This is a genomic window from Lelliottia sp. F153 (genome assembly GCF_002870005.1).
Lineage (GTDB): Bacteria > Pseudomonadota > Gammaproteobacteria > Enterobacterales > Enterobacteriaceae > Enterobacter > Enterobacter nimipressuralis.
In genome coordinates this window covers 15,854-35,946 of sequence record NZ_PKFT01000015.1, presented here as the reverse complement: position 1 = coordinate 35,946, position 20,093 = coordinate 15,854, and the positions used below count along the sequence as shown (strand labels likewise).

Below are 20,093 nucleotides of genomic sequence, written 5' to 3'. Positions count from 1 at the left end.
AGTCGAATGGCTTTTTGAAGATAAGGGATTGACGAGGGCGCACCCCAGCAGTAAGATGCGCTCCGCATTCGGCGAGTAGCGCAGCTTGGTAGCGCAACTGGTTTGGGACCAGTGGGTCGGAGGTTCGAATCCTCTCTCGCCGACCACATTTAAAAAAGGGCTAACCGCAAGGTTGGCCCTTTTTGCATTATGGACTTATCCACGCCGACTCCCTAAAACGCTCCTTATCCCCGCATTACCCTGCCTGTTAACGATTTTGTGACATAATCCATTGTATTTTTTTATATATGGATTGATCTTTTTTCGCGTTGCTTATGGATAACCTCAGCATTTTCCGCTGTGCGTTTTAACGTTCGCGGCATTTACTGCTCAGATAATCACCATTCTGTAAGAAAATTTACGCGATCTGAATAAATGTTAATCACTGATTGTTGCGAAATATGAAGAGATTTGTGCTGCAAGATGGCGAGTAGCATAAATTTCCCTGCTGAAAATAGGTGACTAAAGTTTTTTTAATCTTTGTTTGCCGTTTCTCACCCTCAACGTAAATCCCCGTCACCTGTATTGACGTTTTCACATTCTGTTGACAGATTGTAGGGCACGAGGGGCATTTCAGGGAGGATCTGCGCTGCAACTCCGACGCTCTTCTGAAAGGAATCTCCATCCCTTATCACGCCTTCGGGCATCACCGACCGGACCGGGTAAAAAATAAATAAAGGTCAGGCGGCGTAACACAACAAAGCAAAACATCACATTGGAGCAGAATAATGAGTATTTCCTTGAAGAAGTCAGGGATGCTGAAGCTTGGTCTGAGCCTGGTCGCTCTCACCGTCGCGGCAAGCGTGCAGGCAAAAACCCTGGTTTACTGTTCTGAAGGCTCGCCGGAAGGCTTTAACCCACAGCTGTTCACCTCTGGTACAACCTACGACGCTAGCTCTGTACCAATCTATAACCGTCTGGTTGAATTCAAAATCGGTACCACGGAAGTTATTCCGGGTCTGGCTGAGAAGTGGGAAATCAGCGAAGACGGCAAAACCTATACCTTCCATTTACGCCAGGGCGTGAAGTGGCAGGACAATAAAGATTTCAAACCAACGCGTGAACTGACTGCGGATGACGTTGTGTTCTCCTTCGACCGTCAGAAAAACGCACAGAACCCGTACCATAAAGTTTCTGGCGGCAGCTACGAATACTTCGAAGGGATGGGTCTGCCGGACCTGATCACCGAAGTGAAAAAAGTGGACGACAAAACCGTTCAGTTCGTTCTGAGCCGTCCTGAAGCGCCATTCCTGGCTGACCTGGCTATGGACTTCGCCTCTATTCTGTCAAAAGAGTATGCGGACAACATGCTGAAAGCAGGCACCCCGGAAAAAGTGGATCTGAACCCAATCGGTACCGGTCCATTCCAGCTGCAGCAGTACCAGAAAGACTCCCGTATTCTGTACAAAGCATTCGAAGGTTACTGGGGTACCAAGCCGCAGATCGACCGTCTGGTCTTCTCCATCACGCCTGACGCGTCCGTGCGTTACGCGAAACTGCAGAAAAACGAGTGCCAGGTGATGCCGTACCCGAACCCGGCTGATATCGCTCGCATGAAGCAGGACAAAAATATCAACCTGCTGGAGCAGGCAGGCCTGAACGTGGGTTACCTCTCCTTCAACACCGAGAAGAAACCGTTTGATGACGTGAAAGTGCGTCAGGCGCTGACTTACGCGGTGAACAAAGAAGCGATCATTAAAGCGGTTTACCAGGGTGCAGGTATTGCTGCCAAGAACCTGATCCCACCAACCATGTGGGGCTACAACGACGACGTTAAAGACTACACCTACGATCCTGAGAAAGCGAAAGCGCTGCTGAAAGAAGCGGGCCAGGATAAAGGCTTTACCGTTGAGCTGTGGGCAATGCCTGTTCAGCGTCCGTACAACCCGAACGCTCGCCGTATGGCTGAGATGGTTCAGGCTGACTGGGCTAAGGTAGGCGTTCAGGCCAAGATCGTCACTTACGAGTGGGGCGAGTATCTGAAGCGTGCTAAAGCTGGCGAACACCAGGCGGTGATGATGGGCTGGACCGGGGACAATGGGGATCCGGACAACTTCTTCGCCACCCTGTTCAGCTGCGCGGCTGCGAAAGATGGTTCTAACTACTCTCGCTGGTGCTACAAGCCGTTTGAAGATCTGATTCAGCCGGCGCGCGCAACGGACGACCACAACAAGCGTATTGAACTCTACAAACAGGCTCAGGTAGTGATGCATGACCAGGCTCCGGCGCTGATCGTGGCTCACTCCACCGTTTACGAGCCAGTGCGTAAAGAAGTCAAAGGCTATGTGGTTGATCCGCTGGGCAAACACCACTTCGAAAACGTCTCTGTTGAATAATTAAAAGCGTCAGGGGTGCATGAGCACCCCGTGCCGGCGGCGATGTGCGAGCGCGGACCTACAGCGGTAGGCCGGGTCAGCGCAGCGCCATCCGGCAGCAGTGCTTTATTCCCTCTTCGCGGAGGGAATAAGATTTGTGAGCAATACAGACGTCACCGCCTGCGGGCAGTACGTCATTAGAGAGAATCCGGGATATGTTGCAGTTCATCCTCCGACGTCTGGGACTTGTCATCCCCACGTTTATCGGTATCACCCTTCTCACTTTTGCCTTCGTCCATATGATCCCCGGCGACCCGGTAATGATTATGGCGGGTGAGCGTGGTATCTCCCCTGAACGCCATGCGCAGCTGCTGGCCGAACTCGGCCTCGATAAGCCGATGTGGCAGCAGTATCTCCATTACATTTGGGGCGTCCTGCACGGTGATTTAGGGATTTCGCTGAAAAGCCGTCTTCCGGTGTGGGACGAGTTTGTGCCGCGTTTTAAAGCGACGCTGGAACTCGGTATCTGCGCCATGATTTTTGCCGTTGCTGTCGGTATCCCCGTTGGTGTCCTGGCTGCCGTTAAGCGCGGTTCAATCTTCGATCACACCGCGGTTGGCCTGGCGCTGACCGGTTACTCCATGCCTATCTTCTGGTGGGGCATGATGCTGATCATGCTGGTCTCCGTGCAACTCAACCTGACCCCGGTCTCCGGAAGGGTGAGCGACATGGTGTTCCTTGATGATTCCAATCCGCTTACCGGCTTTATGCTGATCGATACGGCCATTTGGGGCGAAGAGGGCAACTTCATTGATGCGCTGGCGCATATGATCCTGCCTGCGATGGTGCTCGGGACCATTCCTCTGGCGGTGATTGTACGTATGACGCGCTCGTCGATGCTGGAAGTGCTGGGGGAGGATTACATCCGTACCGCCCGCGCCAAAGGTCTGACCCGTATGCGCGTCATCATCGTCCATGCGTTGCGTAATGCGATGCTGCCTGTCGTGACGGTGATCGGCTTGCAGGTGGGGACATTGCTGGCCGGGGCGATCCTGACCGAAACCATCTTCTCCTGGCCGGGCCTGGGACGTTGGCTGATCGATGCGCTGCAACGCCGTGACTATCCGGTTGTGCAGGGCGGTGTACTGCTGGTGGCGACGATGATTATCCTCGTCAACCTGCTGGTCGATTTGCTGTACGGCGTGGTGAACCCGCGTATTCGTCATAAGAAGTAAGGGGCCATCATGTCACAAGTTACTCAAAATAAAGCTGTTGCTGCCCCGGTGCCAATGACGCCGATGCAGGAGTTCTGGCATTACTTCAAACGCAACAAAGGCGCCGTGGTCGGGCTGGTGTATGTCACCATCATGATCATTATCGCCGTGTTTGCGAACGTGCTGGCGCCGTACAACCCGGCGGATCAGTTCCGCGACGTGCTGCTGGCTCCGCCAGCCTGGCAGGATGGCGGGACCTTCGCCCATCTGCTCGGCACGGATGACGTGGGCCGCGATGTGTTATCGCGTCTGATGTACGGTGCGCGTCTGTCGCTGCTGGTAGGGTGCCTGGTGGTGGTTCTGTCGCTGATCCTCGGGGTTATCCTCGGACTGGTTGCCGGCTACTTCGGCGGTCTGATCGACAACATCATTATGCGTGTGGTCGACATCATGCTGGCCCTGCCAAGCCTGCTGTTGGCGCTGGTCCTTGTGGCGGTGTTTGGGCCGTCGATAGGTAACGCGGCGCTGGCCCTGACGTTCGTGGCACTCCCTCACTACGTACGATTAACACGTGCGGCGGTGCTGGTGGAAGTGAACCGCGATTATGTCACCGCTTCACGTGTGGCAGGCGCGGGCGCGCTGCGCCAGATGTTTGTCAATATTCTCCCGAACTGCCTTGCGCCGCTGATCGTTCAGGCGTCGCTCGGTTTCTCTAACGCCATTCTCGATATGGCTGCTCTTGGCTTCCTTGGCATGGGTGCGCAACCGCCAACACCGGAGTGGGGCACGATGCTCGCCGATGTGTTGCAGTTCGCGCAAAGCGCATGGTGGGTCGTGACCTTCCCGGGTCTGGCGATTCTGCTGACGGTGCTGGCATTTAACCTGATGGGTGATGGTCTGCGTGATGCACTTGATCCCAAACTGAAGCAGTAAGAGGCACGAGATGGCGTTATTAAATGTAGATAAATTATCGGTGCACTTCGGTGACGTGGGCTCCGAGTTTCGTGCCGTAGACCGTATCAGCTACAGCGTGAATCAGGGTGAAGTGGTTGGCATTGTGGGTGAGTCTGGCTCGGGTAAATCTGTTAGCTCACTGGCGATCATGGGTCTGATTGATTACCCAGGCCGCGTGATGGCAGAAAGTCTGGAGTTCAACGGCCAGGATCTGAAGCGCATCTCCGAGAAGCAGCGCCGCCAACTGGTGGGCGCTGAAGTGGCGATGATCTTCCAGGACCCAATGACCAGTCTGAACCCGTGCTATACCGTCGGTTTCCAGATTATGGAAGCGATCAAAGTGCATCAGGGTGGGAATAAGAAAACCCGTCGCCAGCGCGCGATCGACCTGCTTACGCAGGTGGGGATTCCCGATCCGGCATCACGTCTGGATGTCTATCCGCACCAGCTGTCTGGTGGGATGAGCCAGCGCGTGATGATCGCTATGGCGATTGCCTGTCGACCGAAGCTGCTGATTGCGGATGAACCGACCACGGCGCTGGACGTGACCATTCAGGCGCAGATCATCGAGCTGCTGCTGGAATTGCAGCAGAAAGAGAACATGGCGCTGGTGCTGATTACCCACGATCTGGCGCTGGTGGCTGAAGCCGCCCACAAAATTATCGTGATGTATGCCGGACAAGTCGTGGAGGCCGGAAGCTCGCACGATATTTTCCGCGCGCCGCGTCACCCGTATACCCAGGCGCTGCTGCGTGCGCTGCCGGAGTTTGCCCAGGATAAAGCGCGTCTGGCGTCGTTGCCGGGCGTCGTCCCGGGTAAATATGACCGCCCGACGGGCTGTCTGTTGAATCCGCGCTGCCCGTATGCGACAGATAAGTGTCGTGCTGAAGAGCCAGAACTGAACACCCTCCCAGGTGGTCGTCAGTCTAAATGTCACTACCCACTTGATGATGCCGGGAGGCCAACACTATGAGTACGCAAGAGGCCGCCAAACAACAGCCGCTGTTGCAGGCCATCGATCTGAAAAAACACTATCCGGTGAAGAAGGGGATTTTCGCCCCGGAACGCCTGGTGAAAGCGCTGGATGGGGTGTCGTTCACCCTGGAACGCGGCAAAACGCTGGCTGTGGTCGGTGAATCGGGCTGTGGTAAATCCACGCTGGGTCGTCTGCTGACGATGATTGAAACCCCGACCGGCGGCGAGCTGTACTATCAGGGCCAGGATCTGCTCAAGCACGATCCCCAGGCGCAAAAGCTGCGCCGTCAGAAAATCCAGATTGTGTTCCAGAACCCGTACGGTTCTCTGAACCCGCGTAAAAAAGTGGGGCAGATTCTGGAAGAACCGCTGCAAATTAACAGCGATCTCAACAAAGAGCAGCGCCGTGAAAAAGCGCTGGCGATGATGGCGAAAGTGGGTCTTAAAACCGAGCACTACGATCGCTATCCGCACATGTTCTCTGGCGGTCAGCGTCAGCGTATCGCTATCGCGCGTGGTCTGATGCTGGACCCGGACGTGGTGATTGCCGATGAACCGGTCTCTGCGCTCGACGTGTCCGTGCGCGCGCAGGTGCTGAACCTGATGATGGATTTGCAGCAAGATCTGGGGCTGTCGTATGTGTTTATCTCCCACGACCTGTCCGTGGTGGAGCACATTGCTGATGAAGTGATGGTGATGTATCTGGGGCGCTGCGTGGAGAAGGGGACCAAAGACCAGATCTTTAATAATCCTCGTCATCCATATACGCAAGCGCTGCTGTCGGCCACGCCGCGCCTGAATCCGGACGATCGCCGTGAGCGTATTAAGCTGACGGGCGAGCTGCCAAGCCCGCTGAATCCACCGCCGGGTTGTGCGTTCAACGCCCGCTGCCGTCGCCGCTTTGGTCCTTGTACTCAGTTACAGCCGCAGTTGAAAGATTACGGCGGTCAACTGGTGGCCTGCTTTGCGGTCGATCAGGATGAAAACGGTGAGAAACCGCACGCATAATGCGTAAACAAAAAAACCGGCGATTATCGCCGGTTTTTTTATGTCTGCTAATCCACTATTTTCGCAGGCGAATCTGGTCTACGGCGTGGTTTTCACTTTTCGTTAGAATCAGGCTCGCGCGCTCGCGCGTCGGCAGGATGTTCTCTTTCAGGTTCACGTAGTTAATCTCATTCCAGAGCGATGTCGCCACATTGACCGCTTCCTCTTCAGAAAGCTGGGCGTAGTTATGGAAGTAAGAGTCAGGGTCGGTAAACGCCCCTTCACGGAACTTCAGGAAACGGTTGATATACCAGTTTTGCAGCAGATCTTCCGGCGCATCGACATATATAGAGAAGTCGACGAAGTCGGAGACAAACACATGATGTGGGTCGTGCGGGTAATCCATGCCGCTTTGCAGCACGTTTAGCCCTTCGAGGATCAGAATATCCGGTTGTGCCACCGTTTTATCGCCATCTGGGATGCGGTCGTAAATCAGATGGGAATAGACCGGCGCCGTGACGTTTGGTGCGCCAGATTTCAGATCTGAAACGAATTTCACCAGGCGGTGCATATCGTATGAAAGAGGAAAGCCTTTCTTCTTCATCAGGCCGCGCTCTTTCAGCACCTCGTTCGGATGCAGGAAGCCGTCTGTGGTGATCAGCTCGACGCTGCGATGTTCAGGCCAGCGGCTCAACAGCGCTTGCAGAACACGTGCAGTAGTACTTTTACCGACCGCCACGCTGCCCGCGATGCTGATGATATAAGGAATACGCTGGCCGTTAGTGCCAAGGAACTGCTCCAGTACCGCCTGACGACGCAGGTTGGAGCTTATATAGAAGTTAAGCAAGCGGGACAGTGGCAGATAGATCTCTGCAACCTCCTCCAGCGACAGGTCTTCGTTGATCCCCTTTAACCGCGCAATTTCCCCTTCCGTTAAGGTCATGGGGACGGAGTCACGCAGAGCGGCCCACTGGCTGCGGTTAAACTGAAGATAGGGTGTCATTAACGATTGCTCTTTTTTGCTCATAAGCGTGTTCAGTGAACCCTTTGTCTGCGCGGCAACGCGTTCGTGGCGGCAGCGGTTCATCACTTAGTAGTTAAATTTGGACAATGGGCAGGAGGTTAACACCAGATGGCGGGAATAATAAGAAAAAATATAGACAAGTGATGCTTTACGCGGAGGGCATCACGATACGCTATAGGTGGGTTATTTGCGGTGCTTATGCTGAATATTTGAACGGCAATGAACGAAATATCAGCGTTTTTCCCTTCTGGCGCACAAAATCTGAGCGAAAGAACATTTTATGCAATTTTTTAGTTGCATGACTGCTCATGCCCCCATAGAATGCGCGCTACTTGATGCCGACTTAGCTCAGTAGGTAGAGCAACTGACTTGTAATCAGTAGGTCACCAGTTCGATTCCGGTAGTCGGCACCATCAAGTCCGGTGGGGTTCCCGAGCGGCCAAAGGGAGCAGACTGTAAATCTGCCGTCACAGACTTCGAAGGTTCGAATCCTTCCCCCACCACCACTTTCTGGCAGCGTTATCGCCGCCTGAGCTGGCTAAAACATTAATCAGCTCAAAACATAAAAAGAGAGAAATCTCTTTTTTGTTACAGAAAGAACTGGGTAGCCGAGTTTCAGGATGCGGGCATCGTATAATGGCTATTACCTCAGCCTTCCAAGCTGATGATGCGGGTTCGATTCCCGCTGCCCGCTCCAAGACGTGCTGATATGGCTCAGTTGGTAGAGCGCACCCTTGGTAAGGGTGAGGTCCCCAGTTCGACTCTGGGTATCAGCACCACTTCACTTCTCCTCCCTGTTTCTCTCTGTTAACCTTTAAAAAGCATTCAACAGTTCAGGCATATTGCCTGGTTGATGTGGTGATATCACCGATTTATCCGTGTCTTAGAGGGACAATCGATGTCTAAAGAAAAGTTTGAACGTACAAAACCGCACGTTAACGTCGGTACTATCGGCCACGTTGACCATGGTAAAACAACGCTGACCGCTGCAATCACTACCGTTCTGGCTAAAACCTACGGTGGTTCTGCTCGTGCATTCGATCAGATCGATAACGCACCAGAAGAAAAAGCTCGTGGTATCACCATTAACACTTCCCACGTTGAATATGACACCCCGACTCGCCACTACGCACACGTAGACTGCCCGGGCCACGCCGACTATGTTAAAAACATGATCACCGGTGCTGCTCAGATGGATGGCGCAATCCTGGTTGTTGCTGCGACTGACGGCCCTATGCCTCAGACTCGTGAGCACATCCTGCTGGGTCGTCAGGTTGGCGTTCCTTACATCATCGTGTTCCTGAACAAATGCGACATGGTTGATGACGAAGAGCTGCTGGAACTGGTTGAAATGGAAGTTCGTGAACTTCTGTCCCAGTACGACTTCCCAGGTGATGATACTCCAATCATCCGTGGTTCTGCTCTGAAAGCGCTGGAAGGCGAAGCAGAGTGGGAAGCTAAAATCGTTGAGCTGGCTGGCTTCCTGGATTCTTACATCCCAGAACCAGAGCGTGCGATTGACAAGCCGTTCCTGCTGCCTATCGAAGACGTATTCTCCATCTCCGGCCGTGGTACTGTTGTTACCGGTCGTGTAGAGCGCGGTATCGTTAAAGTTGGCGAAGAAGTTGAAATCGTTGGTATCAAAGAGACTGCTAAGTCTACCTGTACTGGCGTTGAAATGTTCCGCAAACTGCTGGACGAAGGCCGTGCTGGTGAGAACGTTGGTGTTCTGCTGCGTGGTATCAAACGTGAAGAAATCGAACGTGGTCAGGTACTGGCTAAGCCAGGCTCTATCAAGCCGCACACCAAGTTCGAATCTGAAGTTTACATCCTGTCCAAAGATGAAGGCGGCCGTCATACTCCGTTCTTCAAGGGCTACCGTCCACAGTTCTACTTCCGTACAACTGACGTGACCGGTACCATCGAACTGCCAGAAGGCGTTGAGATGGTAATGCCAGGCGACAACATCAAAATGGTTGTTACCCTGATCCACCCAATCGCGATGGATGACGGTCTGCGTTTCGCAATCCGTGAAGGCGGCCGTACTGTTGGTGCAGGCGTTGTTGCTAAAGTTCTGGGCTAATTACTGGTTAATTAGTTTTGAATAAAAAAAGGGCGCTTCGGCGCCCTTTTTTGTGTCCTGAATTCATTGCCCGTCACAATTATTCGCATTTTTTGTTAGCTGCCGGCGCGTCCAGGAACGGATGTGCTATTGTAATCATAATTATTCTCACTTACACTTTGATCATAAATTGAGCGGGAGTTTTTATGTACGTTTGTTTGTGTAATGGTGTGAGTGACAAAAAAATACGTCAGGCCGTTCGCCAGTTTCACCCTCAGTCTTTCCAGCAGCTTCGAAAATTTGTTCCAGTAGGAAATCAATGCGGTAAGTGCGTTCGCGCGGCGCGCGAGATAATGCAGGACGAATTGACGCAGATCCCGGAATACAAAGAGATCGCCTGAGGCTCTATCTTTTTTTTGACATCCCTGTAGCCCCATCTACGCTTCAATAAGTGGAAGCGGAGGGACTATATAATGAAAGGTGATGTTAAAATCATAAGTTATCTCAATAAATTATTGGGAAATGAGCTTGTCGCAATCAATCAGTATTTTCTCCATGCGAGAATGTTCAAAAATTGGGGCCTGACGCGCCTCAATGATGTCGAATACCATGAATCCATCGATGAGATGAAACATGCCGATAAATACATCGAGCGTATTTTATTTCTCGAAGGTATCCCGAATTTGCAGGATCTCGGGAAGCTGGGTATTGGTGAAGATGTAGAAGAAATGCTGCAATCCGATCTCCGTCTTGAACTTGAAGGGGCGAAGGAACTTCGTGAAGCCATTGCCTACGCTGACAGCGTTCATGATTACGTCAGCCGTGACATGATGATCAACATTCTGGCTGACGAAGAGGGCCATATCGACTGGCTGGAAACCGAGCTGGACCTCATCGGAAAAATTGGTCTGCAAAACTACCTGCAATCTCAGATTAAAGTGGCAGATTAAGTAAGCTCTGCCAACTCGACACTAAACCTGCTGCCGCCAGAAATGGGCCAAACGGTAGTGGGTTTTTATGTATCTGTTGTCCCGGTTTCATGACCATCTGAATCAGCACAAAGCTTATTGCCAGAATTGCAGCAGACAAGACCATCGCCGGAAGAACGCACCAGCCGTGCCAGGCACCTAACGCAGCAAGATACTTCACATCTCCATATCCTAGCCCTTCTCGTTTAAACACCATCCGATAACTCCAATAAATACAGGCAAAGCCGATGTATCCCGCCATCGCACCCATAACGGCGCTGGCGAGAAAATCAGGATGGATCATGAGATGGAAAAGAAGGCCTGTCCAAAGTAATGGACAAAGGTATTTGTCGGGTAAAAGGCCTGAGCGAATATCTTCGCGCACCAGAAGACAGGTCAAGATTGCATAGAGCATCAGAAAGGGAAGGGCGGTTAGCATGGTTTAAGCCTCAGAAAGTATCGCAGCGCTATCCTCTTCCGGGCGTTATTGCAGGGCAAACAGCAAAAGTTGTCTTTGCGTGAAGCCTTCCAGCGAATCACACTAGCTCGACACGCTTTGCAACCCGATGTCGAGCGGCTACGCAAAACCCACCACGAGAGTCTGTTTTATAAACTGCACTTGCGTTGTGGTGAGATTTACGTATAATGCGCGGGCTTGTCGTAATTGACAGCTGGTTCAATCTGAACCTGAGTAACCCTGTTTTTCGTTACTCAACAATGCCCCCAATTGGGGGGCTACGTAAGAACGGTTACACTCTCCCATCAATCGTAATGGGTTTGAGTAGTAATCATTTTCGTTTATAAAATAATTGGAGCTCTGGTCTCATGCAGAACCAAAGAATCCGTATCCGCCTGAAAGCGTTTGATCATCGTCTTATCGATCAATCAACCGCGGAAATCGTCGAGACTGCTAAGCGCACTGGTGCGCAAGTCCGTGGTCCGATCCCGCTGCCGACCCGCAAAGAGCGTTTTACCGTTCTGATCTCTCCGCACGTTAACAAAGATGCGCGTGATCAGTACGAAATTCGTACTCATAAGCGTCTGGTTGACATCGTTGAGCCAACTGAGAAAACCGTTGATGCTCTGATGCGTCTGGATCTGGCTGCCGGTGTAGACGTGCAGATCAGCCTGGGTTAATCAGGTCATCGAGCGATTGAGAGGTTGAAACAATGATTGGTTTAGTCGGTAAAAAAGTGGGTATGACCCGCATCTTCACTGAAGATGGCGTTTCTATCCCAGTAACCGTAATCGAAGTTGAAGCAAACCGCGTTACTCAGGTTAAAGACCTGGCTAACGATGGCTACCGTGCTGTTCAGGTTACTACCGGTGCTAAAAAAGCTAACCGTGTAACCAAGCCGGAGGCTGGTCACTTCGCTAAAGCTGGCGTTGAAGCTGGCCGTGGTCTGTGGGAATTCCGTCTTGCTGAAGGCGAAGAGTTCACCGTAGGTCAGGACATTAGCGTTGAGCTGTTTGCTGAAGTTAAAAAAGTTGACGTAACCGGTACCTCTAAAGGTAAAGGTTTTGCTGGTACCGTTAAGCGCTGGAACTTCCGTACCCAGGACGCTACCCACGGTAACTCCTTGTCTCACCGCGTTCCGGGTTCTATCGGTCAGAACCAGACTCCGGGCAAAGTGTTTAAAGGCAAGAAAATGGCAGGTCAGCTGGGTAACGAACGTGTAACTGTTCAGAGCCTGGACGTAGTACGTGTTGACGCTGAGCGCAACCTGCTGCTGGTTAAAGGTGCTGTTCCCGGTGCAACCGGTAGCGACCTGATCGTTAAACCAGCTGTGAAGGCGTAAGGGGATAGCAATGGAATTAGTATTGAAAGACGCGCAGAGCGCGCTGACTGTTTCCGAAACTACCTTCGGTCGTGATTTCAACGAAGCGCTGGTTCACCAGGTTGTAGTTGCTTATGCAGCTGGTGCTCGTCAGGGTACTCGTGCTCAGAAGACTCGTGCTGAAGTAACTGGTTCCGGCAAAAAGCCGTGGCGCCAGAAAGGTACCGGCCGTGCGCGTTCAGGTTCTATCAAGAGCCCGATCTGGCGTTCCGGTGGCGTGACCTTCGCTGCTCGCCCGCAGGACCACAGTCAAAAAGTAAACAAAAAGATGTACCGCGGCGCGCTGAAAAGCATTCTGTCCGAACTGGTACGTCAGGATCGTCTGATCGTTGTCGAGACGTTCTCTGTAGAAGCACCTAAAACTAAGCTGCTGGCACAGAAACTGAAAGACATGGCTCTGGAAGATGTGCTGATCATCACCGGTGAGCTGGACGAAAACCTGTTCCTGGCTGCGCGCAACCTGCACAAGGTTGACGTACGCGATGCAACTGGTATCGACCCGGTTAGCCTGATCGCCTTCGACAAAGTCGTAATGACTGCTGATGCTGTTAAGCAAGTTGAGGAGATGCTGGCATGATTCGTGAAGAACGTTTGCTGAAGGTGCTTCGTGCACCGCACGTTTCTGAAAAAGCGTCTGCTGCGATGGAAAAAACAAATACCATCGTTCTCAAAGTTGCTAAAGACGCGACCAAAGCAGAAATCAAAGCTGCTGTGCAGAAACTGTTTGAAGTCGAAGTCGAAGTCGTTAACACCCTGGTCGTTAAAGGGAAAGTTAAACGTCACGGACAGCGTATCGGTCGTCGTAGCGACTGGAAAAAAGCTTACGTCACCCTGAAGGAAGGCCAGAATCTGGACTTCGTCGGCGGCGCTGAGTAAGTCGGAGGAGTAATACAATGGCAGTTGTTAAATGTAAACCGACATCTCCGGGTCGTCGCCACGTCGTTAAAGTGGTCAACCCAGAGCTGCACAAGGGCAAACCTTTTGCTCCGCTGGTTGAAAAAAACAGCAAATCCGGTGGTCGTAACAACAATGGCCGTATCACCACTCGTCACATCGGTGGTGGTCACAAGCAGGCTTATCGTATTGTTGACTTCAAACGCAACAAAGACGGTATCCCGGCAATTGTTGAGCGTCTTGAGTACGATCCGAACCGTTCCGCGAACATCGCGCTGGTTCTGTACAAAGATGGCGAACGCCGTTACATCCTGGCCCCTAAAGGCCTGAAAGCTGGCGACCAGATTCAGTCTGGCGTTGATGCTGCAATCAAAGCAGGTAACACCCTGCCGATGCGCAATATCCCGGTTGGTTCTACCGTTCATAACGTAGAAATGAAACCAGGTAAAGGCGGTCAGCTGGCACGTTCCGCTGGTACTTACGTTCAGATCGTTGCTCGTGATGGTGCTTATGTCACCCTGCGTCTGCGTTCTGGTGAAATGCGTAAAGTAGAAGCAGACTGCCGTGCAACTCTGGGCGAAGTTGGCAATGCTGAGCATATGCTGCGCGTTCTGGGTAAAGCAGGTGCTGCACGCTGGCGTGGTGTTCGTCCTACCGTTCGCGGTACTGCGATGAACCCAGTCGACCACCCACATGGTGGTGGTGAAGGTCGTAACTTTGGTAAGCACCCTGTAACTCCATGGGGCGTTCAGACCAAAGGTAAGAAGACCCGCAGCAACAAGCGTACTGATAAATTTATCGTACGTCGCCGTAGCAAATAATTTTAGAGGATAAGCCATGCCACGTTCTCTCAAGAAAGGTCCTTTTATTGACCTGCACTTGCTGAAGAAGGTAGAGAAAGCGGTGGAAAGCGGAGACAAGAAGCCCCTGCGCACTTGGTCCCGTCGTTCAACGATCTTTCCTAACATGATCGGTTTGACCATCGCTGTCCATAATGGTCGTCAGCACGTTCCAGTCTTTGTTTCCGACGAAATGGTCGGTCATAAACTGGGTGAATTCGCACCGACTCGTACTTATCGCGGCCACGCTGCTGATAAAAAAGCGAAGAAGAAATAAGGTAGGAGGAAGAGATGGAAACTTTAGCTCAACATCGCCATGCTCGTTCTTCTGCTCAGAAGGTTCGCCTTGTTGCTGACCTGATTCGCGGTAAGAAAGTGTCGCAGGCCCTGGACATCCTGACCTATACCAACAAGAAAGCTGCGGTATTGGTCAAGAAAGTACTGGAATCTGCCATTGCTAACGCTGAACACAACGATGGCGCTGACATTGACGATCTGAAAGTTGCGAAAATCTTCGTAGACGAAGGCCCAAGCATGAAGCGCATTATGCCGCGTGCGAAAGGTCGTGCAGATCGCATCCTGAAGCGCACCAGCCACATTACTGTGGTTGTGTCCGATCGCTGAGACTCTGGAGACTAGCAATGGGTCAGAAAGTACATCCTAATGGTATTCGCCTGGGTATTGTAAAACCATGGAATTCAACCTGGTTTGCGAACACCAAAGAATTCGCTGACAACCTGGACAGCGATTTTAAAGTACGTCAGTACCTGACTAAGGAACTGGCTAAAGCGTCTGTATCTCGTATCGTTATCGAGCGTCCGGCTAAGAGCATTCGTGTGACTATTCACACCGCTCGTCCGGGTATCGTTATCGGTAAGAAAGGCGAAGACGTAGAAAAACTGCGCAAGGTCGTAGCGGATATCGCTGGCGTTCCTGCACAGATCAATATCGCTGAAGTTCGTAAGCCTGAACTGGACGCTAAATTGGTTGCTGATAGCATCACTTCACAGCTGGAACGTCGTGTTATGTTCCGTCGTGCTATGAAGCGTGCTGTACAGAACGCAATGCGTCTGGGCGCTAAAGGTATCAAAGTTGAAGTTAGCGGCCGTCTCGGCGGCGCGGAAATCGCACGTACCGAATGGTACCGCGAAGGTCGCGTACCGTTGCACACTCTGCGTGCTGACATCGACTACAACACCTCTGAAGCGCACACCACTTACGGTGTAATCGGCGTTAAGGTATGGATCTTCAAAGGTGAGATCCTGGGTGGTATGGCTGCTGTTGAACAACCGGAAAAACCGGCTGCGCAACCTAAAAAGCAGCAGCGTAAAGGCCGTAAATAAGGAGCGTCGCTGATGTTACAACCAAAGCGTACAAAATTCCGTAAAGTGCACAAAGGCCGCAACCGTGGTCTGGCGCAGGGTACGGATGTTAGCTTCGGCACTTTCGGTCTGAAAGCTGTTGGCCGTGGTCGTCTGACTGCACGTCAGATCGAAGCAGCACGTCGTGCAATGACCCGTGCAGTTAAGCGTCAAGGTAAAATCTGGATCCGTGTATTCCCGGACAAACCAATTACCGAGAAGCCGCTGGAAGTTCGTATGGGTAAAGGTAAAGGTAACGTGGAGTATTGGGTTGCCTTGATTCAGCCGGGTAAAGTCCTGTATGAAATGGACGGCGTACCGGAAGAGCTAGCCCGTGAAGCATTCGGCCTGGCAGCAGCGAAACTGCCGATTAAAACCACCTTTGTAACTAAGACGGTGATGTAATGAAAGCAAATGAGCTGCGTGAAAAAAGCGTTGAAGAGCTGAACGCTGAGCTGCTGAACCTGCTGCGTGAGCAGTTTAACCTCCGCATGCAGGCTGCAAGTGGCCAGCTGCAACAGACTCACCTGCTGAAGCAAGTGCGTCGTGATGTTGCACGCGTTAAGACTTTACTGACTCAGAAGGCGGGTGCGTAATGACCGATAAAATCCGTACTCTGCAAGGTCGTGTTGTTAGCGACAAAATGGAGAAATCCATTGTTGTTGCTATCGAACGCATTGTGAAACACCCGATCTACGGTAAATTCATCAAGCGTACGACCAAACTGCACGTACATGACGAGAACAACGAATGCGGTATCGGTGACGTGGTTGAAATCCGCGAATGCCGTCCGCTGTCCAAGACTAAGTCCTGGACGCTGGTTCGCGTTGTAGAGAAAGCCGTTCTGTAATACAGTTAGGCCTCTCAATACGAATACACGGCTCAGTAATGAGCCGTGTATTTTTTCTACCCATATTGTAGAACCGGTGTTATAATGCCGCGCCCTCGATATGGGGCTTTTCGACGACTCTGATTTTAGGGTCTCAGGTAGTAGTTGACATTAGCGGAGCACTAAAATGATCCAAGAACAGACTATGCTGACCGTCGCCGACAACTCCGGTGCACGTCGCGTAATGTGTATCAAGGTTCTGGGTGGCTCGCACCGTCGCTACGCAGGCGTAGGCGACATCATCAAGATCACCATCAAAGAAGCAATTCCACGTGGTAAGGTCAAGAAAGGTGATGTGCTGAAAGCGGTAGTGGTGCGCACCAGGAAGGGTGTTCGTCGCCCTGACGGTTCTGTCATTCGCTTCGATGGTAATGCATGCGTTATTTTAAACAATAACAGCGAGCAGCCTATCGGCACGCGTATCTTTGGGCCGGTAACTCGTGAACTTCGTACTGAAAAGTTCATGAAAATTATCTCTCTGGCACCAGAAGTACTCTAAGGAGCGAATCATGGCAGCGAAAATCCGTCGTGATGACGAAGTTATCGTGTTAACCGGTAAAGATAAAGGTAAACGCGGTAAAGTAAAAAATGTTCTGTCTTCCGGCAAGATCATTGTTGAAGGTATCAACCTGGTTAAGAAACATCAGAAGCCGGTTCCGGCCCTGAACCAACCAGGTGGCATCGTTGAAAAAGAAGCTGCAATTCAGGTTTCTAACGTTGCACTCTTCAACGCGGCAACCGGCAAGGCTGACCGTGTAGGCTTTAGATTCGAAGACGGCAAAAAAGTCCGTTTCTTCAAGTCTAACAGCGAAACTATCAAGTAATTTGGAGTAGTACGATGGCGAAACTGCATGATTACTACAAAGACGAAGTAGTTAGCAAACTCATGACTGAGTTTAACTACAATTCTGTCATGCAAGTCCCTCGGGTCGAGAAGATCACCCTGAACATGGGTGTTGGTGAAGCGATCGCTGACAAGAAACTGCTGGATAACGCAGCAGCTGATCTGACAGCAATCTCCGGTCAAAAGCCGTTGATCACCAAAGCACGCAAATCTGTTGCAGGCTTCAAAATCCGTCAGGGCTATCCGATCGGCTGTAAAGTAACTCTGCGTGGCGAACGCATGTGGGAGTTCCTTGAGCGCCTGATCTCTATTGCTGTTCCACGTATCCGTGACTTCCGTGGCTTGTCCGCTAAGTCATTCGATGGTCGTGGTAACTACAGCATGGGTGTCCGTGAGCAGATCATCTTCCCAGAGATCGACTACGATAAAGTCGACCGCGTGCGTGGTTTGGATATTACCATTACCACTACTGCGAACTCTGACGAAGAAGGCCGTGCTCTGCTGGCTGCCTTTGACTTCCCGTTCCGCAAGTAAGGTAGGGTTACTGAATGGCTAAGCAATCAATGAAAGCACGCGAAGTAAAGCGCGTAGCTTTAGCTGATAAATTCTTCGCTAAACGCGCTGAACTGAAAGCGATCATTTCTGATGTGAACGCTTCCGACGAAGATCGTTGGAACGCAGTTCTGAAGCTGCAGTCTCTGCCGCGTGATTCCAGCCCGTCTCGTCAGCGTAACCGCTGTCGTCAAACTGGTCGTCCGCACGCTTTCCTGCGGAAGTTCGGGTTGAGCCGTATTAAGGTCCGTGAAGCCGCTATGCGCGGTGAAATCCCGGGTCTGAAAAAGGCTAGCTGGTAATTGTCACCAATTGAATCACGGGAGTAAAGACAGATGAGCATGCAAGATCCGATCGCGGATATGCTGACCCGTATCCGTAACGGTCAGGCCGCGAACAAAGTTGCGGTCACCATGCCTTCCGCCAAGCTGAAAGTGGCAATTGCCAATGTGCTGAAGGAAGAAGGTTTTATCGAAGATTTTAAAGTTGAAGGCGACACCAAGCCGGAACTGGAACTTACTCTTAAGTATTTCCAGGGTAAAGCTGTTGTAGAAAGCATTCAGCGTGTCAGCCGCCCAGGCCTGCGCATCTATAAGAAAAAAGATGAGCTGCCTAAAGTTATGGCTGGTCTGGGTATCGCAGTTGTTTCTACCTCTAAAGGTGTTATGACTGATCGTGCAGCGCGCCAAGCTGGTCTTGGTGGCGAAATTATCTGCTACGTAGCCTAATCGGAGGAAAGAATGTCTCGTGTTGCTAAAGCACCGGTCGTCATTCCTGCCGGCGTTGATGTAAAAATCGACGGTCAGGTTATTACGATCAAAGGTAAAAACGGCGAGCTGACTCGTACCCTCAACAATGCTGTTGAAGTTAAACATGCAGATAATGCTCTGACCTTCGGTCCGCGTGATGGTTTCGTGGATGGATGGGCTCAGGCTGGTACCGCGCGTGCCCTGCTGAACTCAATGGTTGTTGGTGTTACCGAAGGCTTCACTAAAAAGCTTCAGCTGGTTGGTGTAGGTTATCGTGCAGCTATCAAAGGGAATGCAGTAGGCCTGTCTCTGGGCTTCTCTCACCCCGTTGAGCATCAGCTGCCTGCTGGTATCACTGCAGAATGTCCGTCTCAGACTGAAATCGTGCTGAAAGGCGCGGATAAACAGCTGATCGGTCAGGTTGCAGCAGACCTGCGCGCCTACCGTCGTCCTGAGCCTTATAAAGGCAAGGGTGTTCGTTACGCCGACGAAGTCGTGCGTACCAAAGAGGCTAAGAAGAAGTAAGGTAACACTATGGATAAGAAATCTGCTCGTATCCGTCGTGCGACCCGCGCACGCCGCAAGCTCAAAGAGCTGGGTGCAACTCGCCTGGTGGTACATCGTACCCCGCGTCATATTTACGCACAGGTCATTGCACCAAACGGTTCTGAAGTTCTGGTAGCTGCTTCTACTGTAGAAAAAGCTATTACTGAACAATTGAAGTACACCGGTAACAAAGACGCTGCTGCAGCTGTCGGTAAAGCTGTTGCTGAACGCGCTCTGGAAAAAGGCATCAAAGTCGTGTCCTTTGACCGTTCCGGGTTCCAATATCATGGTCGTGTCCAGGCACTGGCAGATGCTGCCCGTGAAGCTGGCCTTCAGTTCTAAGGTAGAGGTGTAAGATGGCTCACATCGAAAAACAAGCTGGCGAACTGCAGGAAAAGCTGATCGCGGTTAACCGCGTATCTAAAACCGTTAAAGGTGGTCGTATTTTCTCCTTCACAGCTCTGACTGTTGTTGGTGATGGTAATGGTCGCGTTGGTTTTGGTTACGGTAAAGCGCGTGAAGTTCCAGCAGCGATCCAGAAAGCGATGGAAAAAGCCCGTCGCAATATGATTAACGTCGCGCTGAACCACGGCACCCTGCAACACCCTGTTAAAGGTGTTCACACGGGTTCTCGTGTCTTCATGCAGCCGGCTTCAGAAGGTACCGGTATTATTGCCGGTGGTGCAATGCGCGCCGTTCTCGAAGTCGCTGGAGTTCATAACGTTCTGGCTAAAGCATATGGTTCCACCAACCCGATTAACGTGGTTCGTGCAACTATTGATGGCCTGGAAAATATGAATTCTCCAGAAATGGTCGCTGCCAAGCGTGGTAAATCCGTTGAAGAAATTCTGGGGTAATTGACCATGGCAAAGACTATTAAAATCACTCAAACCCGCAGTGCAATCGGTCGTCTGCCGAAACACAAGGCAACGCTGCTTGGCCTGGGTCTGCGTCGTATTGGTCATACCGTTGAGCGTGAGGATACTCCCGCTGTACGTGGTATGGTCAACGCGGTTTACTTCATGGTTAAAGTTGAGGAGTAA

At 51.6% G+C, this 20,093-nt stretch carries 30 protein-coding genes and 5 tRNA genes; 33 read left to right on the top strand and 2 right to left on the bottom strand.

Features of this window, described 5'->3' with window-relative positions:
• Nucleotides 1-69 precede the first annotated feature (69 nt).
• From F153LOC_RS20945 to dppF, 6 genes are all read left to right on the top strand, one after another.
• Nucleotides 70-146, top strand: a tRNA-Pro gene (locus tag F153LOC_RS20945).
• Nucleotides 147-767: 621 nt separating this feature from the next.
• Complete coding sequence (gene dppA / locus F153LOC_RS20935) at nucleotides 768-2,375, top strand: dipeptide ABC transporter periplasmic-binding protein DppA (RefSeq protein WP_100778116.1); 1,608 nt, start codon at nucleotides 768-770, stop codon at nucleotides 2,373-2,375.
• A gap of 194 nt (nucleotides 2,376-2,569) precedes the next feature.
• Entirely contained in the window at nucleotides 2,570-3,589 is a 1,020-nt protein-coding gene (gene dppB, locus F153LOC_RS20930) for a dipeptide ABC transporter permease DppB (protein ID WP_100778115.1), read from the top strand.
• Nucleotides 3,590-3,598: 9 nt separating this feature from the next.
• On the top strand, nucleotides 3,599-4,501 hold the full coding sequence (gene dppC, locus F153LOC_RS20925; RefSeq protein ID WP_100778114.1) for a dipeptide ABC transporter permease DppC: 903 nt from the start codon (nucleotides 3,599-3,601) through the stop codon (nucleotides 4,499-4,501).
• Between the two features lie 10 nt (nucleotides 4,502-4,511).
• Nucleotides 4,512-5,495, top strand: a complete 984-nt coding sequence (dppD, locus tag F153LOC_RS20920) for a dipeptide ABC transporter ATP-binding protein (RefSeq protein WP_100778113.1) — start codon at nucleotides 4,512-4,514, stop codon at nucleotides 5,493-5,495.
• The gene (dppF, locus tag F153LOC_RS20915; RefSeq protein WP_100778112.1) at nucleotides 5,492-6,505 is read left to right on the top strand and encodes a dipeptide ABC transporter ATP-binding subunit DppF; all 1,014 of its coding nucleotides are present in this window, start codon (nucleotides 5,492-5,494) and stop codon (nucleotides 6,503-6,505) included. Before dppD ends, dppF begins: the two co-directional genes overlap by 4 nt.
• A gap of 55 nt (nucleotides 6,506-6,560) precedes the next feature.
• Here the strand turns inward: dppF and coaA are convergent, their stop codons facing one another.
• A complete protein-coding gene (gene coaA, locus F153LOC_RS20910; RefSeq protein WP_100778111.1) occupies nucleotides 6,561-7,511 on the bottom strand; it encodes a type I pantothenate kinase in 951 nt (316 codons plus the stop codon).
• Nucleotides 7,512-7,845: 334 nt separating this feature from the next.
• On the opposite strand from coaA, the gene F153LOC_RS20905 reads away from it, so the two are divergent.
• From F153LOC_RS20905 to bfr, 7 genes are all read left to right on the top strand, one after another.
• Nucleotides 7,846-7,921, top strand: a tRNA-Thr gene (locus tag F153LOC_RS20905).
• Nucleotides 7,922-7,929: 8 nt separating this feature from the next.
• Nucleotides 7,930-8,014, top strand: a tRNA-Tyr gene (locus F153LOC_RS20900).
• Between the two features lie 116 nt (nucleotides 8,015-8,130).
• Nucleotides 8,131-8,205, top strand: a tRNA-Gly gene (locus F153LOC_RS20895).
• A gap of 6 nt (nucleotides 8,206-8,211) precedes the next feature.
• Nucleotides 8,212-8,287 (top strand) — tRNA-Thr (locus tag F153LOC_RS20890).
• Nucleotides 8,288-8,406: 119 nt separating this feature from the next.
• Entirely contained in the window at nucleotides 8,407-9,591 is a 1,185-nt protein-coding gene (gene tuf, locus F153LOC_RS20885) for an elongation factor Tu (protein WP_100778110.1), read from the top strand.
• Between the two features lie 185 nt (nucleotides 9,592-9,776).
• Complete coding sequence (gene bfd, locus F153LOC_RS20875) at nucleotides 9,777-9,971, top strand: bacterioferritin-associated ferredoxin (protein WP_015960719.1); 195 nt, start codon at nucleotides 9,777-9,779, stop codon at nucleotides 9,969-9,971.
• Nucleotides 9,972-10,043: 72 nt separating this feature from the next.
• Nucleotides 10,044-10,520, top strand: coding sequence for a bacterioferritin (bfr, locus tag F153LOC_RS20870; RefSeq protein WP_102105782.1), 477 nt, complete (start codon nucleotides 10,044-10,046; stop codon nucleotides 10,518-10,520).
• Here bfr and F153LOC_RS20865 read toward each other — a convergent pair.
• A complete protein-coding gene (locus tag F153LOC_RS20865; protein WP_102105783.1) occupies nucleotides 10,504-10,977 on the bottom strand; it encodes an A24 family peptidase in 474 nt (157 codons plus the stop codon). The two genes, bfr and F153LOC_RS20865, sit on opposite strands and share 17 nt — an antisense overlap.
• Nucleotides 10,978-11,363: 386 nt before the next feature.
• On the opposite strand from F153LOC_RS20865, the gene rpsJ reads away from it, so the two are divergent.
• From rpsJ to rpmD, 20 genes are all read left to right on the top strand, one after another.
• Nucleotides 11,364-11,675 carry a 30S ribosomal protein S10 gene (rpsJ, locus tag F153LOC_RS20860; RefSeq protein ID WP_001181005.1) on the top strand — a complete coding sequence of 104 codons (312 nt, stop codon included), beginning with the start codon at nucleotides 11,364-11,366 and terminating at the stop codon, nucleotides 11,673-11,675.
• 32 nt (nucleotides 11,676-11,707) lie between these two features.
• Nucleotides 11,708-12,337 (top strand): 50S ribosomal protein L3, encoded by a 630-nt coding sequence (gene rplC, locus F153LOC_RS20855; protein ID WP_016538466.1) that lies wholly within the window; start codon nucleotides 11,708-11,710, stop codon nucleotides 12,335-12,337.
• A gap of 10 nt (nucleotides 12,338-12,347) precedes the next feature.
• On the top strand, nucleotides 12,348-12,953 hold the full coding sequence (gene rplD, locus F153LOC_RS20850) for a 50S ribosomal protein L4 (protein WP_015960716.1): 606 nt from the start codon (nucleotides 12,348-12,350) through the stop codon (nucleotides 12,951-12,953).
• The gene (gene rplW, locus F153LOC_RS20845) at nucleotides 12,950-13,252 is read left to right on the top strand and encodes a 50S ribosomal protein L23 (RefSeq protein WP_004868363.1); all 303 of its coding nucleotides are present in this window, start codon (nucleotides 12,950-12,952) and stop codon (nucleotides 13,250-13,252) included. The genes rplD and rplW overlap by 4 nt, the downstream gene beginning before the upstream one ends.
• A gap of 17 nt (nucleotides 13,253-13,269) precedes the next feature.
• Nucleotides 13,270-14,091: a 50S ribosomal protein L2 gene (rplB, locus tag F153LOC_RS20840; protein ID WP_042312092.1), complete on the top strand. Its 822-nt coding sequence runs from the start codon at nucleotides 13,270-13,272 to the stop codon at nucleotides 14,089-14,091.
• 16 nt (nucleotides 14,092-14,107) lie between these two features.
• Nucleotides 14,108-14,386 carry a 30S ribosomal protein S19 gene (gene rpsS, locus F153LOC_RS20835; RefSeq protein ID WP_001138115.1) on the top strand — a complete coding sequence of 93 codons (279 nt, stop codon included), beginning with the start codon at nucleotides 14,108-14,110 and terminating at the stop codon, nucleotides 14,384-14,386.
• A 14-nt stretch (nucleotides 14,387-14,400) separates the two neighbouring features.
• Nucleotides 14,401-14,733: a 50S ribosomal protein L22 gene (gene rplV, locus F153LOC_RS20830; RefSeq protein WP_002919773.1), complete on the top strand. Its 333-nt coding sequence runs from the start codon at nucleotides 14,401-14,403 to the stop codon at nucleotides 14,731-14,733.
• 17 nt (nucleotides 14,734-14,750) lie between these two features.
• Nucleotides 14,751-15,452 (top strand): 30S ribosomal protein S3, encoded by a 702-nt coding sequence (rpsC, locus tag F153LOC_RS20825; protein ID WP_000529945.1) that lies wholly within the window; start codon nucleotides 14,751-14,753, stop codon nucleotides 15,450-15,452.
• Nucleotides 15,453-15,464: 12 nt separating this feature from the next.
• The gene (gene rplP / locus F153LOC_RS20820) at nucleotides 15,465-15,875 is read left to right on the top strand and encodes a 50S ribosomal protein L16 (RefSeq protein ID WP_002919759.1); all 411 of its coding nucleotides are present in this window, start codon (nucleotides 15,465-15,467) and stop codon (nucleotides 15,873-15,875) included.
• Complete coding sequence (rpmC, locus tag F153LOC_RS20815; RefSeq protein WP_032614707.1) at nucleotides 15,875-16,066, top strand: 50S ribosomal protein L29; 192 nt, start codon at nucleotides 15,875-15,877, stop codon at nucleotides 16,064-16,066. The genes rplP and rpmC overlap by 1 nt, the downstream gene beginning before the upstream one ends.
• Nucleotides 16,066-16,320, top strand: a complete 255-nt coding sequence (rpsQ, locus tag F153LOC_RS20810; protein ID WP_006817275.1) for a 30S ribosomal protein S17 — start codon at nucleotides 16,066-16,068, stop codon at nucleotides 16,318-16,320. The genes rpmC and rpsQ overlap by 1 nt, the downstream gene beginning before the upstream one ends.
• Before the next feature lie 166 nt (nucleotides 16,321-16,486).
• Nucleotides 16,487-16,858, top strand: coding sequence for a 50S ribosomal protein L14 (rplN, locus tag F153LOC_RS20805; protein ID WP_015960712.1), 372 nt, complete (start codon nucleotides 16,487-16,489; stop codon nucleotides 16,856-16,858).
• A 10-nt stretch (nucleotides 16,859-16,868) separates the two neighbouring features.
• Nucleotides 16,869-17,183, top strand: a complete 315-nt coding sequence (gene rplX, locus F153LOC_RS20800; RefSeq protein WP_016538464.1) for a 50S ribosomal protein L24 — start codon at nucleotides 16,869-16,871, stop codon at nucleotides 17,181-17,183.
• 14 nt (nucleotides 17,184-17,197) lie between these two features.
• Nucleotides 17,198-17,737, top strand: coding sequence for a 50S ribosomal protein L5 (rplE, locus tag F153LOC_RS20795; protein WP_015960710.1), 540 nt, complete (start codon nucleotides 17,198-17,200; stop codon nucleotides 17,735-17,737).
• A gap of 14 nt (nucleotides 17,738-17,751) precedes the next feature.
• Entirely contained in the window at nucleotides 17,752-18,057 is a 306-nt protein-coding gene (gene rpsN / locus F153LOC_RS20790; protein ID WP_015960709.1) for a 30S ribosomal protein S14, read from the top strand.
• A 33-nt stretch (nucleotides 18,058-18,090) separates the two neighbouring features.
• Nucleotides 18,091-18,483: a 30S ribosomal protein S8 gene (rpsH, locus tag F153LOC_RS20785; RefSeq protein ID WP_006178918.1), complete on the top strand. Its 393-nt coding sequence runs from the start codon at nucleotides 18,091-18,093 to the stop codon at nucleotides 18,481-18,483.
• Nucleotides 18,484-18,495: 12 nt separating this feature from the next.
• Nucleotides 18,496-19,029, top strand: coding sequence for a 50S ribosomal protein L6 (rplF, locus tag F153LOC_RS20780; RefSeq protein ID WP_100778650.1), 534 nt, complete (start codon nucleotides 18,496-18,498; stop codon nucleotides 19,027-19,029).
• 9 nt (nucleotides 19,030-19,038) lie between these two features.
• Complete coding sequence (gene rplR, locus F153LOC_RS20775; protein WP_015960708.1) at nucleotides 19,039-19,392, top strand: 50S ribosomal protein L18; 354 nt, start codon at nucleotides 19,039-19,041, stop codon at nucleotides 19,390-19,392.
• A gap of 14 nt (nucleotides 19,393-19,406) precedes the next feature.
• The gene (rpsE, locus tag F153LOC_RS20770; RefSeq protein WP_002438697.1) at nucleotides 19,407-19,907 is read left to right on the top strand and encodes a 30S ribosomal protein S5; all 501 of its coding nucleotides are present in this window, start codon (nucleotides 19,407-19,409) and stop codon (nucleotides 19,905-19,907) included.
• Nucleotides 19,908-19,913: 6 nt separating this feature from the next.
• Nucleotides 19,914-20,093, top strand: a complete 180-nt coding sequence (rpmD, locus tag F153LOC_RS20765) for a 50S ribosomal protein L30 (protein WP_003863301.1) — start codon at nucleotides 19,914-19,916, stop codon at nucleotides 20,091-20,093.

What these genes read in the sequence shown, in the direction of transcription:
- dppA (WP_100778116.1), top strand. Translation starts at nt 768, where the DNA reads ATGAGTATTTCCTTGAAGAAGTCAGGGATGCTGAAGCTTGGTCTGAGC.
- dppB (WP_100778115.1), top strand. Translation starts at nt 2,570, where the DNA reads ATGTTGCAGTTCATCCTCCGACGTCTGGGACTTGTCATCCCCACGTTT.
- dppC (WP_100778114.1), top strand. Translation starts at nt 3,599, where the DNA reads ATGTCACAAGTTACTCAAAATAAAGCTGTTGCTGCCCCGGTGCCAATG.
- dppD (WP_100778113.1), top strand. Translation starts at nt 4,512, where the DNA reads ATGGCGTTATTAAATGTAGATAAATTATCGGTGCACTTCGGTGACGTG.
- dppF (WP_100778112.1), top strand. Translation starts at nt 5,492, where the DNA reads ATGAGTACGCAAGAGGCCGCCAAACAACAGCCGCTGTTGCAGGCCATC.
- coaA (WP_100778111.1), bottom strand. Translation starts at nt 7,511, where the DNA reads ATGAGCAAAAAAGAGCAATCGTTAATGACACCCTATCTTCAGTTTAAC.
- tuf (WP_100778110.1), top strand. Translation starts at nt 8,407, where the DNA reads ATGTCTAAAGAAAAGTTTGAACGTACAAAACCGCACGTTAACGTCGGT.
- bfd (WP_015960719.1), top strand. Translation starts at nt 9,777, where the DNA reads ATGTACGTTTGTTTGTGTAATGGTGTGAGTGACAAAAAAATACGTCAG.
- bfr (WP_102105782.1), top strand. Translation starts at nt 10,044, where the DNA reads ATGAAAGGTGATGTTAAAATCATAAGTTATCTCAATAAATTATTGGGA.
- F153LOC_RS20865 (WP_102105783.1), bottom strand. Translation starts at nt 10,977, where the DNA reads ATGCTAACCGCCCTTCCCTTTCTGATGCTCTATGCAATCTTGACCTGT.
- rpsJ (WP_001181005.1), top strand. Translation starts at nt 11,364, where the DNA reads ATGCAGAACCAAAGAATCCGTATCCGCCTGAAAGCGTTTGATCATCGT.
- rplC (WP_016538466.1), top strand. Translation starts at nt 11,708, where the DNA reads ATGATTGGTTTAGTCGGTAAAAAAGTGGGTATGACCCGCATCTTCACT.
- rplD (WP_015960716.1), top strand. Translation starts at nt 12,348, where the DNA reads ATGGAATTAGTATTGAAAGACGCGCAGAGCGCGCTGACTGTTTCCGAA.
- rplW (WP_004868363.1), top strand. Translation starts at nt 12,950, where the DNA reads ATGATTCGTGAAGAACGTTTGCTGAAGGTGCTTCGTGCACCGCACGTT.
- rplB (WP_042312092.1), top strand. Translation starts at nt 13,270, where the DNA reads ATGGCAGTTGTTAAATGTAAACCGACATCTCCGGGTCGTCGCCACGTC.
- rpsS (WP_001138115.1), top strand. Translation starts at nt 14,108, where the DNA reads ATGCCACGTTCTCTCAAGAAAGGTCCTTTTATTGACCTGCACTTGCTG.
- rplV (WP_002919773.1), top strand. Translation starts at nt 14,401, where the DNA reads ATGGAAACTTTAGCTCAACATCGCCATGCTCGTTCTTCTGCTCAGAAG.
- rpsC (WP_000529945.1), top strand. Translation starts at nt 14,751, where the DNA reads ATGGGTCAGAAAGTACATCCTAATGGTATTCGCCTGGGTATTGTAAAA.
- rplP (WP_002919759.1), top strand. Translation starts at nt 15,465, where the DNA reads ATGTTACAACCAAAGCGTACAAAATTCCGTAAAGTGCACAAAGGCCGC.
- rpmC (WP_032614707.1), top strand. Translation starts at nt 15,875, where the DNA reads ATGAAAGCAAATGAGCTGCGTGAAAAAAGCGTTGAAGAGCTGAACGCT.
- rpsQ (WP_006817275.1), top strand. Translation starts at nt 16,066, where the DNA reads ATGACCGATAAAATCCGTACTCTGCAAGGTCGTGTTGTTAGCGACAAA.
- rplN (WP_015960712.1), top strand. Translation starts at nt 16,487, where the DNA reads ATGATCCAAGAACAGACTATGCTGACCGTCGCCGACAACTCCGGTGCA.
- rplX (WP_016538464.1), top strand. Translation starts at nt 16,869, where the DNA reads ATGGCAGCGAAAATCCGTCGTGATGACGAAGTTATCGTGTTAACCGGT.
- rplE (WP_015960710.1), top strand. Translation starts at nt 17,198, where the DNA reads ATGGCGAAACTGCATGATTACTACAAAGACGAAGTAGTTAGCAAACTC.
- rpsN (WP_015960709.1), top strand. Translation starts at nt 17,752, where the DNA reads ATGGCTAAGCAATCAATGAAAGCACGCGAAGTAAAGCGCGTAGCTTTA.
- rpsH (WP_006178918.1), top strand. Translation starts at nt 18,091, where the DNA reads ATGAGCATGCAAGATCCGATCGCGGATATGCTGACCCGTATCCGTAAC.
- rplF (WP_100778650.1), top strand. Translation starts at nt 18,496, where the DNA reads ATGTCTCGTGTTGCTAAAGCACCGGTCGTCATTCCTGCCGGCGTTGAT.
- rplR (WP_015960708.1), top strand. Translation starts at nt 19,039, where the DNA reads ATGGATAAGAAATCTGCTCGTATCCGTCGTGCGACCCGCGCACGCCGC.
- rpsE (WP_002438697.1), top strand. Translation starts at nt 19,407, where the DNA reads ATGGCTCACATCGAAAAACAAGCTGGCGAACTGCAGGAAAAGCTGATC.
- rpmD (WP_003863301.1), top strand. Translation starts at nt 19,914, where the DNA reads ATGGCAAAGACTATTAAAATCACTCAAACCCGCAGTGCAATCGGTCGT.